The organism is Pseudoxanthomonas sp. OG2 (assembly GCF_014192765.1).
GTDB lineage: Bacteria > Pseudomonadota > Gammaproteobacteria > Xanthomonadales > Xanthomonadaceae > Pseudoxanthomonas_A > Pseudoxanthomonas_A beigongshangi.
Genome location: NZ_JACHYM010000001.1, coordinates 828,084 through 843,853 on the forward strand (window position 1 = coordinate 828,084; position 15,770 = coordinate 843,853).

General features: G+C 68.4%; 14 protein-coding genes. 4 read left to right on the top strand and 10 right to left on the bottom strand.

The annotated features are described in order from the left end of the window. Positions 1–574 precede the first annotated feature (574 nt). Both FHW78_RS03805 and FHW78_RS03810 read right to left on the bottom strand, forming a co-directional pair. Positions 575–1,696: an efflux RND transporter periplasmic adaptor subunit gene (locus FHW78_RS03805; protein WP_183637880.1), complete on the bottom strand. Its 1,122-nt coding sequence runs from the start codon at positions 1,694–1,696 to the stop codon at positions 575–577. Then, positions 1,693–4,920, bottom strand: coding sequence for an efflux RND transporter permease subunit (locus tag FHW78_RS03810; protein WP_183637883.1), 3,228 nt, complete (start codon positions 4,918–4,920; stop codon positions 1,693–1,695). The genes FHW78_RS03805 and FHW78_RS03810 overlap by 4 nt, the downstream gene beginning before the upstream one ends. 249 nt (positions 4,921–5,169) lie before the next feature. Between FHW78_RS03810 and FHW78_RS03815 the strand changes: the two genes are divergently transcribed. Further along, positions 5,170–6,105 (top strand): AraC family transcriptional regulator, encoded by a 936-nt coding sequence (locus FHW78_RS03815; protein ID WP_183637886.1) that lies wholly within the window; start codon positions 5,170–5,172, stop codon positions 6,103–6,105. Between the two features lie 4 nt (positions 6,106–6,109). Here the strand turns inward: FHW78_RS03815 and xth are convergent, their stop codons facing one another. Continuing rightward, positions 6,110–6,931, bottom strand: a complete 822-nt coding sequence (gene xth / locus FHW78_RS03820; protein WP_218533518.1) for an exodeoxyribonuclease III — start codon at positions 6,929–6,931, stop codon at positions 6,110–6,112. Beyond that, positions 6,928–7,308 carry a VOC family protein gene (locus FHW78_RS03825; protein WP_183637892.1) on the bottom strand — a complete coding sequence of 127 codons (381 nt, stop codon included), beginning with the start codon at positions 7,306–7,308 and terminating at the stop codon, positions 6,928–6,930. Before FHW78_RS03825 ends, xth begins: the two co-directional genes overlap by 4 nt. A 132-nt stretch (positions 7,309–7,440) precedes the next feature. Between FHW78_RS03825 and FHW78_RS03830 the strand changes: the two genes are divergently transcribed. Further along, the gene (locus FHW78_RS03830; protein WP_255443135.1) at positions 7,441–8,007 is read left to right on the top strand and encodes an isochorismatase family cysteine hydrolase; all 567 of its coding nucleotides are present in this window, start codon (positions 7,441–7,443) and stop codon (positions 8,005–8,007) included. A gap of 12 nt (positions 8,008–8,019) precedes the next feature. Here FHW78_RS03830 and FHW78_RS03835 read toward each other — a convergent pair whose 3' ends face one another. Beyond that, on the bottom strand, positions 8,020–8,766 hold the full coding sequence (locus tag FHW78_RS03835; protein ID WP_183637894.1) for a metallophosphoesterase family protein: 747 nt from the start codon (positions 8,764–8,766) through the stop codon (positions 8,020–8,022). A 143-nt stretch (positions 8,767–8,909) separates the two neighbouring features. On the opposite strand from FHW78_RS03835, the gene FHW78_RS03840 reads away from it, so the two are divergent. Together FHW78_RS03840 and FHW78_RS03845 are read left to right on the top strand one after the other, a co-directional pair. Then, complete coding sequence (locus FHW78_RS03840) at positions 8,910–9,314, top strand: VOC family protein (protein WP_183637896.1); 405 nt, start codon at positions 8,910–8,912, stop codon at positions 9,312–9,314. A 50-nt stretch (positions 9,315–9,364) separates the two neighbouring features. Continuing rightward, on the top strand, positions 9,365–9,826 hold the full coding sequence (locus FHW78_RS03845; RefSeq protein WP_183637899.1) for a GNAT family N-acetyltransferase: 462 nt from the start codon (positions 9,365–9,367) through the stop codon (positions 9,824–9,826). A 5-nt stretch (positions 9,827–9,831) separates the two neighbouring features. Here the strand turns inward: FHW78_RS03845 and FHW78_RS03850 are convergent, their stop codons facing one another. Genes FHW78_RS03850 through FHW78_RS03870 form a run of 5 tightly spaced genes read right to left on the bottom strand, consistent with a single transcriptional unit; the run spans position 9,832 to position 15,648 of the window. After that, positions 9,832–11,457: a PepSY-associated TM helix domain-containing protein gene (locus FHW78_RS03850; RefSeq protein WP_183637902.1), complete on the bottom strand. Its 1,626-nt coding sequence runs from the start codon at positions 11,455–11,457 to the stop codon at positions 9,832–9,834. A gap of 21 nt (positions 11,458–11,478) precedes the next feature. Next, positions 11,479–11,781 (bottom strand): hypothetical protein, encoded by a 303-nt coding sequence (locus FHW78_RS03855; protein ID WP_183637905.1) that lies wholly within the window; start codon positions 11,779–11,781, stop codon positions 11,479–11,481. Further along, on the bottom strand, positions 11,778–12,065 hold the full coding sequence (locus FHW78_RS03860; protein WP_183637908.1) for a hypothetical protein: 288 nt from the start codon (positions 12,063–12,065) through the stop codon (positions 11,778–11,780). Before FHW78_RS03860 ends, FHW78_RS03855 begins: the two co-directional genes overlap by 4 nt. Next, complete coding sequence (locus FHW78_RS03865) at positions 12,062–13,432, bottom strand: alpha/beta hydrolase-fold protein (protein WP_183637911.1); 1,371 nt, start codon at positions 13,430–13,432, stop codon at positions 12,062–12,064. Before FHW78_RS03865 ends, FHW78_RS03860 begins: the two co-directional genes overlap by 4 nt. Then, positions 13,429–15,648, bottom strand: coding sequence for a TonB-dependent siderophore receptor (locus FHW78_RS03870; protein WP_183637914.1), 2,220 nt, complete (start codon positions 15,646–15,648; stop codon positions 13,429–13,431). The genes FHW78_RS03865 and FHW78_RS03870 overlap by 4 nt, the downstream gene beginning before the upstream one ends. Positions 15,649–15,770: the final 122 nt, after the last annotated feature.

The window sequence follows — 15,770 nt, forward strand, 5'->3', positions numbered from 1 at the left end:
GATTTTCCCGGCTCCGTCATCGCGACTCACGTCGCTCCCACAAGGGGTACTTTGGCTGGCGTCACGTCTTCATCGCATTGACCCTGGCCGTGACCATGGGCCCAGCCGGAGCGAGCGTCGGCCCATCCTTCCGTTTGACTGTGGGAGCGACGTAAGTCGCGAGCTTTTCGCGTTTTCCCCGGCTCCGTCATCGCGACTCACGTCGCTCCCACAAGGGTACTTTGGCTGGCGTCACGTCTTCATCGCATTGACCCTGGCCGTGACCGTCGGCCTAGCCGGAGCGAGCGTTGGCGCATCCTTCCGTTTGACTGTGGGAGTGACGTAAGCCGCGAGCTTTTCGCGTTTTTCCCGGCTCCGTCATCGCGACTCACGTCGCTCCCACAAGGGGTACTTTGGCTGGCGTCACGTCTTCATCGCATTGACCCTGGCCGTGACCATCGGCCCAGGCGGAGCGAGCGTTGGCGCATCCTTCCGTTTGACTGTGGGAGCGACGTAAGTCGCGAGCTTTTGTGCGTTTTTCCCGGCTCCGTCATCGCGACTCACGTCGCTCCCACAAAGGCAAGAATGGTGGAGGTTACTTCTTCACGACATTGGCCTTGGCCGTGACCTTCTGGCCGGCGGTCAGCATGGCGTTGGGGGCCAGGACGACCTGTTCGCCCGGCTTCAGGCCGGAGAGCACTTCGGCTTCGTTGCCCAGGTTGCGGCCCAGCACGACCTTGCGGAACTGCAGCAGCGCGTCGCCGCCGACCACCGCCACCTGCGCGCCGCCGGCGTCCTGCGTCACCGCCGAGACGGGCACCAGCACCGCTGGCACCGCGCGCGGCACCTTCAGGCCGATTTCACCCAGCATGCCGGCGGGAATCCGCCCTTCCGGATTGGGCAGGCGCAATTCGATCCGCATCGCGCCGACGCTGCTGGAAATGTTCTGCGCGCTGCGCACCACTTCGACCTCGAACGCCTGATCGGCCAGTTCCAGGAAACGCATCTGCCCGGCCATGCCCGGACGCACCTGCAAGGCCGCGTTCTGCGGCACGTCGACCACGATGCGCAGCGGATCCAGCGCGTTGACCTCGAACATCGGCAAGGTCGCCGAGGCCGAATCGCCGACCACGCGATCACCGCGTTCGACATTGCGCGCCACCACCACGCCGTCGAACGGCGCACGCACCACCTGGAAGCCCTGGCGCTCGCGGGCACTGGACAGGCGCGCCTGCGCCGCCGAGGTGGCCGCGCGCGCGGCGCTCAGGCTTGCCAGGCGTTCGCTGTGCAGTTCCCTGGAGATGGCGCCGGATCCGACCAGCACGTCGGCGCGATCGAAGTTAGCCTTCGCCAGCGCCTGGTTGGCCTGCGCCAGTTCCAGATCCGCGGCGGCCTCGCGCACCGCCTGATCGACTTCCGGGGTGGCGATCGTCGCCAGCACCTGGCCGGCTTTCACGTGATCGCCGAGGTCCACCCGGCGCTCGCTGACGAAACCGGTGGCGCGCGCATACAGCTTGGCCGACTCGCCGGCTTCGGCGCGCGCCGGCAGCCTCAACTCGGATTGCGGGTCCGCGGCCTTGGCCGGAGTGGTCAACACGTCCGGCACGGCGGTTGCGGGCTGGGTGGCGGCGGAGCTGCGGCCGCAGCCGCTGAGGGTGGCGATGCCGGCCACGACGGCGGCGGCCAGCAACAGGCCGGTAACGGGAACGGTCTTCATGGGGAGACTCCTGCACCGGCAGCGTCGCCGGTGGCGGTGGGGGAGGAAACATCGGAGATATCGATGGCCCGCGCGGCTTCGGCGCGTCGCTTCTGCCGGCGGCCGACCACGGCCAGGATCGAGGGCACCAGCACCAGCGTGGCCGGGGTGCCGAACAGCAGGCCGCCAATCACCGCGCGGCCCAGCGGCGCGTTCTGCTCGCCGCCGTCGCCCAGTCCGATCGCCATCGGGATGATGCCCAGCACCATCGCGCTGGCGGTCATCAGCACCGGGCGCAGGCGCACGGCGGCGGATTCGTACGCGGCCAGTTCCGGATCGTGGCCGTCGGCGATCAGGCCACGTGCGAAGCTGGTCACCAGCACGCTGTTGGCGGTGGACACGCCGATCACCATCATCAGGCCCATCAGCGCGGGCACGCTCAGCGGCGTGCCGGTGACGAACAGGCCGATCGCCGCGCCGGCGATCGCGACCGGCAGGCCGGACATCGCCACCAGCGGCTGGATCCACGACTGGAAGTTGATCACCAGCACCAGGAATACCAGTACCGCCGACATCAGCAGACCGCCGGCCAGTTCACCGTAGGCGCTCTGCATCTCGCCGGCCTGGCCGGTGATTTCGATCCGGTTGCCCGGCTTCATCCGCGCCTGCACGTCGGCGGTGATGCGGGTCAGGCGCGAATACACCGAACCCAGGTCAGTGCCCTGCACGTTCGCCAGCACGCTGACGGTGGGCGCGAGCGTGGTACGGGCGATGCTGGCCGGCACGTTGCGCGGCGTGACGGTGGCGATGTTGCGCAGCAGGACCGCCTGCCCTTCCCCGCCGATCCGCAGCGGCATGTTCAGCAGGGTTTCGGCATCGGGCAGGCTGGCCGGCGGCGCCTGCACCTGCACGGTGTAGGCGATCGCGTTGACGGTGTCGGTCCAGTACACCGGCGTGACCGTGCCGGAGGTGCCGAGCACCGACAGCACCGCGCGGCTGGCCTGCTGCGCGTCCAGGCCCAGCTGGGCGGCGCGGGTGCGATCGATGTGCACGCGGTACTCGGGTAGATCCAGGATCTGCCGCAGCGCCACGTCGACCGCGCCCGGTTCCTGGCGCAGGCGGCTTTCCACTTCCCGCGCCAGCGCCAGGTTGCCGGGCACGTCGCGCCCGATCAGGCGCACCTCGAAGGCGGCGGCGGCCGAGCCGGCCAGGGTCCGGCTGGTGGCGTCCGGCGGACGCTCGAATACCTTCACATCGGGGAAGCGCTCGGCCATGCGCTGGCGGATCTGGGCCAGGTAGTCGCGGGTCGGCGCATGCGGCGAGCGCAGCTGCAGCATCAGCTCGGCCTCGAACGATCCGACCACCGCGCTGTCCACCAGCGACAGGTTGATCGCGTCCGGCACGCCGATCTGTTCGTACACCGTCTGCAATTCCCCGGCCGGGATGATCCGGCGGATCTCGCGCTGGATTTCGGTCAGCCGCTGGGTGGTCTGCTCCAGCCGCGTGCCCGAGGGCATGCGCACCTGCAGGCGCAGCTGGCCGGCATCGACCTGCGGGAAGTACTCGCGTCCCAGCAGCGCGCCGGCGCCCACGCCCACCGCGACCACCAGCAGCGCGGCGATCGCCAGCACGCCGCCGTGATGGCCCAGCCGCACCAGTAGCGCGTGATGGCGGTCGCGCAGCGCATCCAGGGTGTGCTCGACCCTGTGGTTGATGCCCAGCAGCAGTTTTTCTGGCGCCCAGCGCGGGTTTTCGCGGCTGCGGATGTCGGCCGGCAGCAGCAGGTAGCACAACACCGGGATCAAGGTGCGCGAGAGCAGGAACGAGGCAATCATCGCGAAGATCACCGCCAGCGCCAGCGGGGTGAACACCCACGCCGACAGGCCGGTCATCAGCAGGATCGGCGTCAGCACGATGCAGATGGAGACCGTGGAGACGAACTCGGGGAACACCACCTCGCGGGCGCTGTCCAGGATCGCCGTGCGCACGTCCTTGCCCAGGGCGATGTTGCGGTTGGTGTTCTCCACATCCACCACCGCGTTGTCGACCAGGATGCCGATCGCCAGCGCCAGGCCGCCGAGGGTCATCACGTTGAAGGTGTAGCCCAGCAGGTCCAGCATCGCCACGCTGGCCAGCAGCGCCAGCGGGATGGCCGACAGCACGATCAGGCTGGAACGCCAGGAGCCGATGAACACCAGCACCACCAGCGCCACCAGCAGGCCGACCAGCACCGCCTCGTGCTGGATGGAGGCGATGGCATTGTCGACGAACACCGACTGATCGAAGATCGGCGCGATGCGCATGCCCGGCGGCGCCGAGGCCTCGATTTCCGGTAGCCGCTCGCGCACCGCGCGCACGATTTCCACCGCCGAGGCGCCGCCCAGCTTGATCAGCGCCACCGACACCGCGCTGGAACCGTCCATCCGCGCCACGTTGGTCTGCAACGCACCGCCGTCACGCACCGAGGCGACGTCGCGCACGTACAGCACGACGCCGTTGCGGGTGGCGACCGGCAGGTCGAGGAACTCCTGCACGCTGGCCGGACTCGCATCCAGCGAGATCTGCAGTTCGCGCGCGCCTTCGCGGATGGAACCGGACGGCAACGTCGGGCTGCCGCGCTCCAGCGCGCCGGTGATGTCGGACGGGGTCAGGCCGTAGGTCTGCAAGGCGGACGGATTCAGGTCGACCATCACCTGGCGCGCGGCACCGCCGTAGGGCAGCGTCATGCGGATGCCGGGAATGGTCTGGATCTGTGAGCGCAGTTGCAGGCGCGCGTAGTCGTACAGCTGCGCCTCGGTCAGCGAGTCCGACGACAGCACCAACTGCAGCACCGGCGTGCTGGACACGTTGTTGCGCACCACCAGCGGCGGCGAGGTGCCCGGCGGCATGCGCCGCAGGATGGTCTGCGACACCGCGGTGATCTGGCCCAGCGCACGGTCCAGGCTGACGTTGGGCTGGAAATCGATGCGGATGATGCTGGCGCCGTTGATGGTTTCCGAGCGCACTTCCTTCAGGTCATCCACGGTGTTGAGGATGGCCGCCTCGGAGAAGGTGGTGATCTTGGCGGCCATGTCCGCGGCCGACAGGCCGTTGTAGGTCCAGACCAGGTTGATGGACGGAATGCCGACCTCGGGCAGGATGTCGGTCGGCATGCGCCGGGCCGACAGGGTGCCGAACAGCAGGATCAGGATGGCGAGCACCCCGATGGTATAGCGACGGTTGAGCGCGTACTGGACGATCCACATGGGGCGTGCTTCCAACGGCGGGGGAAGCCGGTACGCGGGCGGCGCCGCTGGCGAGCGGGCACCGACCCGCGTCGCGAGGCGCGCGGGCGCCTCATCCGGTGGGGGGCCTTTACGTTAGTCGGCTCATCGGCGCATTGGTTAGTACATTGCTGTCCAATGCTTGCCTATTTCTGCAAAACCGCCGCCCGGGCTTTGCACCGCCGCGCCGGGTTCCGAATAATCGGCCTACCCCCACCCCCACGCATCGCCATGAGCGCCAATACTTCCGCGGATACCCTCGCCCAGCGCGCGACCTGCGCGGCGAAGGCCGAACTGGCGGATCGGATTGCCCAATTGGCAACCTCCGACGGCAGCCACGCCACCGTCATCCCGCAACTGCACCTGATGCGGCGCAATTCGCCCACACCGTGCATTCCCACGGTCTACGAACCGCGCCTGTGCATCGTCGCCCAGGGCAGCAAGGAATCGACCCTGGCCGGGCAGACCTATCGCTATGACCCGCTCAACTACCTGGTGGTGTCGGTGACCCTGCCGATGATCGGCCAGGTCATCGAAGCCACACCGGAGAAGCCCTACCTGTCGCTGCGCCTGGACATCGACCCGGCGGTGATCGCCTCGCTGATGCTGGACGCCGGCCCGCAGCCCACGTCCAACCGCCTGGACCCCGGACTCTACGCCGCCAAGGTGACGACGCCATTACTGGACGCGGTACTGCGGCTGATGCGCCTGCTCGACACCCCGGCGGATCTGCCGGTGCTGGCGCCGCTGGCGATCCGCGAGATCTTCTACCGCGTGCTGGTCGGCGACCTCGGCCACAGCCTGCGCGAGATCGCCGCCGCCGACACCCGCTCGCACCGCATCTCGCGCGCGGTCGCGCACCTGCGCCAACGCTTCCTGCATCCGCTCAACATCGAGGAACTGGCGCAGTCCGTGCACATGAGCACCTCGTCGCTGCATCACCAGTTCAAGGCGGTCACCACGCTCTCGCCGCTGCAATTCCAGAAACAGCTGCGCCTGCACGAGGCGCGCCGGCTGATGCTGGCCGACGGCATCGACGCGGTCGCCGCCGCGCATCGGGTCGGCTACGAAAGCCCTTCGCAGTTCAGCCGCGAATACAAGCGCCTGTTCGGCGCGCCGCCGCGTTCGGAGATCGGGCAGGTCCGCTTCAACGCGCGCCAGGTCTGAGGTTTCAGGCGCCGGCCTTTTTCCGCAGTTTGGCGGGCCGGGTCATCCGGATCCAGGTCGGCGCGTGATCGCTGGGCTTGGGCAGCCCGCGCACCCAGCGGTCCACGCCCGCCTCCTTCAGGCGCATGGCGGCCGGCGGATTCAGCAGCAGGTGATCGATGCGCAGTCCGGCGTCGCGCTCCCAGTGCTGGCGGAAATAGTCCCAGAACGTATAGACGCGCTTCTCCGGATGCCGCTCGCGAAGCGCGTCGACCCAGCCCGTCTTCAGCAGCTTCGCGTAGCGCTCCCGGCTTTCCGGTTGCAGCAACGCGTCCTTTCGCCAGGAACGCGGGTTGTAGATGTCCTCGTCGGTGGGCACCACGTTGTAGTCGCCGGCCATCACCACCGGCTGTTCCAGCGCGTGCAGCTTGCGCGCGTGGCGGATGAAGCGATCGAACCACTTGAGCTTGTAGTCGAACTTCGGTCCCGGTTGTGGATTTCCATTGGGCAGGTACAGGCAGGCCACGCGCAGGTCGAAGGCATCGACTTCCAGATAGCGCGCGTGGCTGTCGCCGGGATCGCCCGGCAGGCTGCGGCGCACCTCCGTGGACGCTTCGCCGCGGGTCAGCACCGCCACGCCATTCCAGGAGCGCTGGCCCACCCAGCGCGCGTGATAACCCTCCGCTTCCAGTTCCGCGCGCGGGAATCCCTCGTCTACCGCCTTTAGTTCCTGCAGGCAGGCCACGTCCGGCGTCTCCCGCCGCAGCCATGCGATCAGATGCGGCAGGCGGGTGCGGATGCCGTTGACGTTGAATGTCGCCACGGCCAGCGTGCGTCGCCGGTTCATGGCCATCGATGGCCTTCTTTCGGCAGGTCGTCGCGCTGCTGGCGCAGCACGCAGAAGCGGTGTCCGGTCGGCGCCTGCATCACCCACCAGTCCCGGACCTGCGCGACCCGCCGCGCGCCGAGCGCTTCCAGCCGGCGCACTTCCGCTTCCACATCGGTCGATTCGATGTCCAGGTGGACGCGGCTGGGATGCCGGACCGCCTGCAACAGGATGCCCGGCTGGCCGGGCGCGGTGTCGAGCTGTCGATAATGGCCATCGTCCGGATCCGGCAGGCGCCGCCATGGCTGGCCCAGCGCGCCGGACCAGAACCCGGCCGCGGCATCCAGTTCCGGCTGCCGGCAATCGATGACCAGTTGTGCCAGGCGGCTGCGGTGCATGCCCTACTCTCCATGCGGGTGTGCTTCCAACCTAGGGTCGGCACCATCACGGACGGGTGAAAAGCGCGCGCCTTCACGTGCCGCTGGCATCGCCCGAACGATGCTGCGGGCAGATGCCACCGGAGATACCGCTTGGTTTCGCGCCTTTCCACTCCGCCTGCGCCCGCCGCGCTGCTGATCATCGACATGATCAACTTGTTCGACTTTCCGGGCGGTGCGGGCCTGGCGCGCCAGGCCCGGCCGCTGGCGCGTCGCCTGCAGGTGCTCAAGCAGCGCTTCCACCAGGCCGGCGCGCCGGTCGTCTACGTCAACGACAATTTCATGCACTGGCAGGCCGACTTCAAGGAACTCGTCGCGATCTGCGCGCATCCGCGCGCGCCCGGCGCCGAAATCGCCGAACGCCTGCGCCCGGGACCCGAGGACTACTACGTCCTCAAGCCCAAGCATTCGGCCTTCCTGTGCACCCCATTGGCGCTTTTGCTGGCGAAACTGGGCGTGCGCCGGCTGGTGCTCACCGGCATCGCCGCCGACGCCTGCATCCTGGCGACCGCGATGGATGCGCACGCGCGCGAATACGCGCTGGAAATTCCCCGTGACGGCGTGGCCTCGCGCACCCCGCGCCTGCGTGATCTCGCGCTGGCGACCCTGCAGGGAGCCGCAGGCATCGGCATCAGCCGCGTGTCGCGCGTCCGGCCCTGAGGGCGGGCCACATCACTCCGGGACGTAGCCGGTCAGCAGCGCTCGCTCCCATTCCGGTCGCCCGCGTTTGCGCGCCAGCCGGGCCATCGCGAGGTGGTCATAGGGCAAGGCGATGTGCTCCACCTGCCAACCGTGCGCGCCCATCTCCAGGATCGCGTAGCGCGCATCCGGTGAACCGTTTTCGACCACATAGGGCACAGGATGATCGTCGCGATACGCCTGCAGGCCGACGCTGCCGGGATTGAACAGCAGTTGCCCGGCCGGCGTACGCAGCGCGCGCGGCACGTGGGTGTGCCCGCACGCAATGACGGGAGCGGTTTCGCCCGCCAGGCGCCGAACCACTTCCTCCGCCGAGGCCATCCGCGTCCCCGGCCCCACCACCGTTTCCAGCAGGTGTTCGCAATCGCTGCGCGGGGTTCCGTGGCAGAGCAGCAACGCGTCGTCCACATGCACGCATGGCGACAGCGAACGCAGCCAGTCCAGTTCCGCCTTGCCCAGTTGCGAGGCCGCGTGGCGATCCGATCCCCCGCCCCGCCCGTCACGCAGCAGTTCCAGGATCTGGCGCTCGTGGTTGCCGGCCAGCGACAGCCAGCCGGAGTCCATCAGGAAGCGGGCGGTTTCGAGCGGCAGCAGCGGCCCGGACAGGTTGTCGCCCAGGTTGACCACGCGGGTGACGCCGCGTGCACGGATATCCGCCGCCACCGCTTCCAGCGCGGCGAGGTTGCCATGGATGTCGGAGACGACGGCGATGCGGGCCATGCGGACACCAGCGTGTCGGGAGGCCGGTGAATCTAGCAGAATGCTGCGCCGCGGACGGTGCGATACTGCGACGCCACCGTCCGCGGACCGGTCCCGCTCGTCCGCCGCCGGGAACACGGACATGACCGCCGCTGGGGAACATCATGAGCATCGAAGTGCGTGGCGTGTGCGCCTTGCTGCAGGTTTTCGACATGCCGACCTCGGTCCGCTTCTATCGCGACGTGCTGGGGTTCGAGATCGTCCAGACCTCGGCACGCGAGGGCGACCGGTTTGACTGGGGATTGCTGCGGCTGGGCGAGGCGGAGCTGATGCTGAACACGGCATACGAGGCGGATGACCGGCCGGCATCGCCGGATCCTGCACGCCTGTCGCAGCATCGCGACGTCTGCCTCTACTTCGGTTGCCCCGATCCGGACGCGGCCTACCGGCAGTTGCGGGAAAAAGGAATGGACGTGGCACCTCCGAAGGTCGCTCCCTACGGCATGAAACAGCTGTATGTCAGCGATCCGGACGGCTTCCTGTTGTGTTTCCAGTGGTCCGCCGCGTGAGCAGCGCAGCCTTCAGGATCCGGGCGCTGCGGTCCGAGGACGCCGAATCCGTGCTCCGACTCAACGCCGCGGCGACGCCGGCGGTATTCGCGTTCGACGCGTTCGAGCTGGCACGGCTGATGGCGATGTCCGGCCTGCACCTGGCGGTCACTGCGCCGGAAGGAGGCCTCGTGGGCTACGCGCTGGCCTTCTCCCACGACCAGCCCTACGACGGCGAGGAGTTCCTGGCGCTTGGCCGGAGCATCGGGGTGCCCTTCCACTACGTCGATCAGATCGTGGTGGATCCGCACGCGCGCGCCGCGGGTCTTGGACGGATGCTGTATGAGCGACTGGCGGAACACGCAACCGCCCAGGGTGCCAACGTGCTCTGCTGCGAGGTCAACCTGTCGCCGCCGAATCCTGTTTCGCTCGCCTTCCACCAGCGCATCGGTTTCAACCGTCTGGATGACATGGCCACCGTCGACGGGCGTACCGTCGCCCTGCTCCGCAAGGAACTGCCGGCACCCGGTTAAGAAGTTCAGGGCGCTGCCGGGTGTCCGGTCTCCCGCGCTTCCGGTGACGTCACCGCGAGGTTCTTCGCTGCATCGGCCCACACGCTGTCGCGTGGTCCAATGCGCGCACGCCGTCGCGCATGTGCCGCCATCAGCACCAGCGCGCCCGCACCGAGCAATGCGACGCCGTCCACCCAAGCCAACATGCCCGGCGGGAACCACGCGCCCCCCAGATGCCAACGACCGGCCAGACTGCTGAGCGGAATCAGCAGGGTGGTCGCCGCGGCGAACAGCGCCAGTTCCGACGACGCGCGACCGGCGCCACGCAGGAACGCCCATCCGATCGTCCCCAGGAACACCGCGTAGTAGACGATGCGATGCCACAGCGCCGGATCCTCGACGCGCCCCGGCAGCCATTTGGCCGCGGCGAGCGTGGCGGAGATGCCGGCCACGCAACCCAGCGCCACGCCCACGGTCAGGCAGGCCATCACCCGGCTCGAACGGCGCTGCGCGACGATGCCCTGGCCACGTTCCTTCCTGCGCCGCGACTCCAGCCAAAGCACGTTGCCGGTGTAGAACAGCATCGCCCCGGCCAGGCCCAGCAGGAAATAGGCCCAACGCACGGGCAGGCCACCGAAGTTGCCGAAGTGCAGGCTGAAGAAGCTGGCGATCGCGGTCTCGTAGCCCGCATGGCGCCCGGGAATGTCGTCGCGGTGCAGTTCACCGGTATAGGGATTGGCGCCGACCAGGGTGGAGATGCGGCCACGGATCGGATGGCGCGGATCCACGCCCTCCAGCCGCACCTGGGTCACCCCGCCACGGCTCTGGTAACTCACCGCCAGCACTTCGAAGCCCGGTGCCTGCAGTCGCGCCTGCCGCACCAGTTCGGCCGGCGCCAGTACCTGTGCGCCGGGTGGCCGTTCCGGAGGCGGCTCCCTGCCCCATTCGATCGCGGTCGGATACACCGCCCGTTCCTGCAGATCGTAGAACTGGTCGTGGAAGGCGAACACCACGGCGGTGAGCGCCATCACGATGTGGAATGGCAGACTCAGGATACCCAGCGCATTGTGCGCGTCCAGCCACATGCGCTTGAGGTTGTGGCCAATGCGCAGCGCGAACAGATCCTTGACCAGGGTCGGCAGCAGGACGATCACGCCGGACACCAGCGCCACGCAGTACAGCAGCGCGATGACGCCCATGATCGGCATCGCCACTTCGTGCGGGAACGGCAGGCCGACCTGCTGGTGCAGGACGTCGATCCATTCGGCGACTTCGGCCTTCTCCAGCGCCTGGGTCCGCAGGTGGCCGTCGCCATCCAGCGACGCGGCGAAGCTGGCGACCTCGCCACGGCGCTCGCCTCGCACGTGCCACAGCATCCGCGCCGGCATGTCCGGGGTGGGCGTGACGCGGATTTCGTAGTCGCGCGCGGCTTCCGGATGCGCGGCGACGGTGGCGGCGACGAGTTCGGGCGCCCGTTCCAGCGGCACGGCGGGCGCGAGTTGGCTCGGTGGACTGGCCCAGCGCTCGATCGGTTTCTCGAACATGGTCAGCGCGCCGGCATAGAACGCGATGAACAGGCACAGCCCACTGAGGACGCCCACCCAGATATGGACGTCCTTGTAGACCTTGATGATGTCGTTGCGGATGCGCATGCGAAAAACCGGTGGAAGGAGTCAGCCCAGCAGCCCGCGGCTGGCATGCAGCAGGCCGAACGCCAGCGCGTTGGCCAGTGACAGCCACAGCCACGCGCGCAACGGGGTGCGGAACAGGAACACGAAACCCAGCACGACCGCCCAGATAGGCGCCATCAGCCACATGTTGAATTGCAGCTTGCCCGGCCCGCCGGCGATGCCGCCCGGTCCCCACCAGGCAAACAGGCCCGACAGCGCCAGCGCCAAACCGAAGCCCAGCAGCAGGCCCGCGCAACTCTTGCCCAGCCAATGCCGGCTCTGCAGTTTCGGCGCGGCCTGGCTCATCGCGCCGCCCTCTTGCGGTTGCGCGCGCGCCATGCGCCGAGGAACGGCATCAGCGACCACACCAGCATCAGCAGGGTCAGCCAGGTGAACGTGGCGGCGAGCGCGCCCAGCAATTGCAACAGCGCCAGCAGCGAGATCAGCAGGCACAGACCGCCCGGCCAGCCGCGCGCACGCGCCGGCCACGGCCCGGCGGCGCGCCACGCCTGTTGCGGCGAGGCCAGGTAAAGCAGCGCGGCACCGGCGATACCGGTGCCCGCGGCCAATGCGATCAGGATGGGATTCATGGCGGTGCCATGCCTGCGAACGCGGGCAGGAACAATGGCAATGACGCGCCCAGCGTCTGTCCGTGCGAAAGACCCGGCAGCGGGACGTAGCGCGCTTCCACGCCACGCGCCCGTTGCCGCTCCACCAGATCCTTCGCCGCGCCCGGTGGTACCGCGTCGCGTGCGCGCCGCATCGGGGCGTGATCCGGTCGGTCGGCGTTTGCGGGTCGGGGTTCGGCTTCGGTGGCCCCCGTCCCGGCCCTCCCCCGCACGCGGGAGAGGGAGCTGTCTTCGTCGTTTGCGGGTCGGGGTTCGGCTTCGGTGGCCCCCACCCCGGCCCTCCCCCGCACGCGGGGGAGGGAGCTGTCTTCGTCGTTTGCGGGTCGGGGTTCGGCTTCGGTGGCCCCCACCCCAACCCTCTCCCGCACGCGGGGGAGGGAGCTGTCTTCGGCGTTTGCGGGTCGGGGTTCGGCTTCGGTGGCCCCCACCCCGGCCCTCCCCCGCACGCGGAGGAGGGAGCTGTCTTCGGCGTTTGCGGGTCGGGGTTCGGCTTCGGTGGCCCCCACCCCGGCCCTCCCCCGCAGGCGGGGGAGGGAGTCATTGGGCATCCCGCTTTCGCCCCTTCCCCCGCTTGCGGGGGAAGGCTGGGATGGGGGCGCCTTTCCCGAAGCGGCATCAGCGCCGTTCTCACCCGCCGCCAACCACAACGTCACAGCCGTGGCGGATGCAGCATTGCCGGCCTCCTTCAACAGATACCCCTCCCCCCACCACAACGAAGGATCCACCGCCGCATAGGTGGCAAACGCATCCGGCCGCGAGAACAGCGCATGCAACACGAACACGCCGCCGTAGGAATGTCCCCAGATCGCCTGCCGCGCATCGTCCAGTGGCACCACCTGGCGCACGCGCTCGCGCGCGGCGCCGGTGAGGAAGTCGAGGAAACCATCCGCGCCACCGTTGCGCCGCCCCAACGGATCGACCTGCGCGGCCTCCCCGCCAGGCAGGCGCGGGGTGTAATCATGCGCGCGCGCCGCGCTGTCGATGCGCAGATCGTTGTCGTGGGCGACGAACACCAGCAGCGGCGGCGAAGGTGCCTTCGCCAATGCCTGCAACAGGGTTGCCGGCGTCTCCATCAGCGCCGCGTTGCCGTCCAGCAGCCAGACCGCCGGATAGCCCGTCGCGGGTGGCGGCGCCAGCGGAATCGCGAGGTTGAACCGGTATCCCTGCCCGCCTGCTTCGGCTGGCAGGATGACGCGTTCGAAGCGGTATCCCGGCGCGCCCGTATCGGCGACGGTGGTACCGATGCGCCGGCTCAGGTCCGGCTGCGCGACCACAGGCATCGCCGTCGCCAGCAACACGGCCGCGATGAGGACAAGCAGCGCCCTCACCAGCTGAACCTCGCTGTCGCCGTCACCGTGCGGCCGCTGCCGTAGTAACAGGAAGAGATGCCACCGCAGGTCGAGACATACAGTTTGTCCGACAGATTGCTGACGTTGAGGCTGAACTGCGTATGCACGCCACCGAGATCGCCCAGGTCGTAGCGCAGAGCCGCATCGAACAGCGTGTAGGCGGGAATCCGGAACACGTTGGCGCTGTCGCCGTAGCTTTCGCCGTTGTAGCGCACGCCCGCGGCCAGGCTCAGTCCGCCCAGCGCACCGCCCTGGAAGGTGTAATCCGCCCACAGCGACGCGGTGTAGTCCGGCACCATCGCGATCTGCTTGCCCCGGTAGAGGTCGCTGCGGGTCATCTCCGAATCCATCCGGGTCGCCGCGCCGATCACGCTGAAGCCTTCCAGCGGGGTGATGCGGCCTTCCAGTTCGATGCCGCGCACGCGGCCCTCGCCATCCTGGATGGAACAGCGATCCTGGCCGGTGGCGCCGCAGTTGCTGTGCGCGGTATCCGGATCCTGGGTCAGCACGTTCTGCTGGCGCAGGTCGTACACCGACAACGTCACCAGGCCATCGAAACCGGCGGGCTGGTACTTCAGGCCCGCCTCCCACTGTTTTCCGGTGATCGGATCGAACGGCGTGCGGGTGAAACTCTGCAACACGCTGGTGGTGGACGGCTGGAACGACTCGGCGTAGCTCACGTACGGCGTGAGTCCGTTGTCGAACAGGTACACCACGCCGGCACGGCCGGTGAAAGCCTCGGCGTCCAGCTGCGTGCGCGTCCACGGACCGGTAACGCCGGTGGCCACGGTGTGGGTGGCGGTCGCGGTGTCGTCCTTGGTCCAGTCGTAGCGGCCACCGAGAGTGAAGCGCCAGTTGTCCAGCGCGATCTGGTCCTGCAGGTACACGCCGGTCTGGCGGTTGATGCCACGCGACAGGCTGATGCTGCGGGTGACCGGGACGTAACCGGTGTAGACCGGACGGAAGATGTCGATCGGCGCGGGATTGGTCATCGCTCCACGCTGAGCGTCCCAATCGGCCTTCTGCCAGTCCATGCCCAGCAGCAGCGTGTGCGAGGCCGCGCCGGTGTCGAACTTGCCCTGCAGGCGGGTATCGACGGTATCACCATCCGAGTCGCCCGTGCCCCAGGTGGCGCGCCGGTTCTGGGTACGGCCATCGGGATTGAGGCCCCCACTGGTGACCACCGTGCGGAACAGCGAGTCCACATGCGTGCGCCGCGCGCTCTGGCTCACCGTCCAGTTCGCGTTGAAGGCGTGCTCGAACAGCCAGCCGGCGGTCCAGATGGTGCGATCAAAGGTGTTCCAGTCCGGTTCGCCGATGAAGGTGGTGTTCTTCATCCGGCCATAGCGGGTCGGTCGCAGGGTGCCGTCCATTGGCAGGAACTGGTAGGTCGAACCGCCGTCGTCCTTCTGATAGAGCCCCAGCAGGGTCAGGCGGGTGCGCTCGGCAATCTGCCAGCTGTAGCTGGGCGCGAGGAAGCCATGCTTCTGTTCGGTGTGCTTGATCTGTGTGTCGCCGTCGCGATACAGGCCGACCAGGCGGAACAGATGCGCATCGCCCTGCTTGCCCGCGCCGACGTCGAACGCGGCGCTGGCCTGGCCGTGACCATCCACGCCGATGCGCAGCTGCTGCTCCGCATCCGGCCGCGGGGTCTTGCTGACCTGGTTGACCATGCCGCCCGGGGCGACCTGCCCGTACATCACGGCGGACGGTCCCTTCAGCACTTCCACCCGTTCCAGGTTCCAGCTGTCGAACATGGTCCGGTTCCACTGCCCGCCCTGCGGCGCGCGCATGCCGTCGAGGGTGACGTTGTTGCTCCAGCTGCCGGCATCGAAGCCGCGAATGCGGAAATCGTCGACGCGGTTGTCGATACCGGTGCTTTCCAGGCTGACACCGGCCACGTAGCGCATGGCGTCGTTGAGGTTCTGCACGCCGCGCGCATCCAGTTCCTCGCGCGCGATCACCGACACCGACTGCGGCGTCTCGGCGATGGTGGTATCGGTCTTGGTCGCGCCTTGCGCGTGGGACGTGGTCCGGTAGGCGTTGACCCGGACGGTATCGAGCGTGGTGGGCGCGGGGGCGTCCGCCTCGCCCGCCGACGGCAACGTGGTCTGCGCCGTGGCGGCGCCGGACAATGCCAGAAGCGAGGCGAGGGAGAGGGAAAGCGGGGTGCGCGCGAAAGCGCGCCGTTGCATGCTGGACACGGAACCAACCTGGAATGAAGAGGGTTGGCTGACTGCGTCCGCAGCGGCTATTGGGGCAATTCTACCTTGATGAGAATGATTCGCAATTGATTTGAATCAAGCCGGCGCTCGGT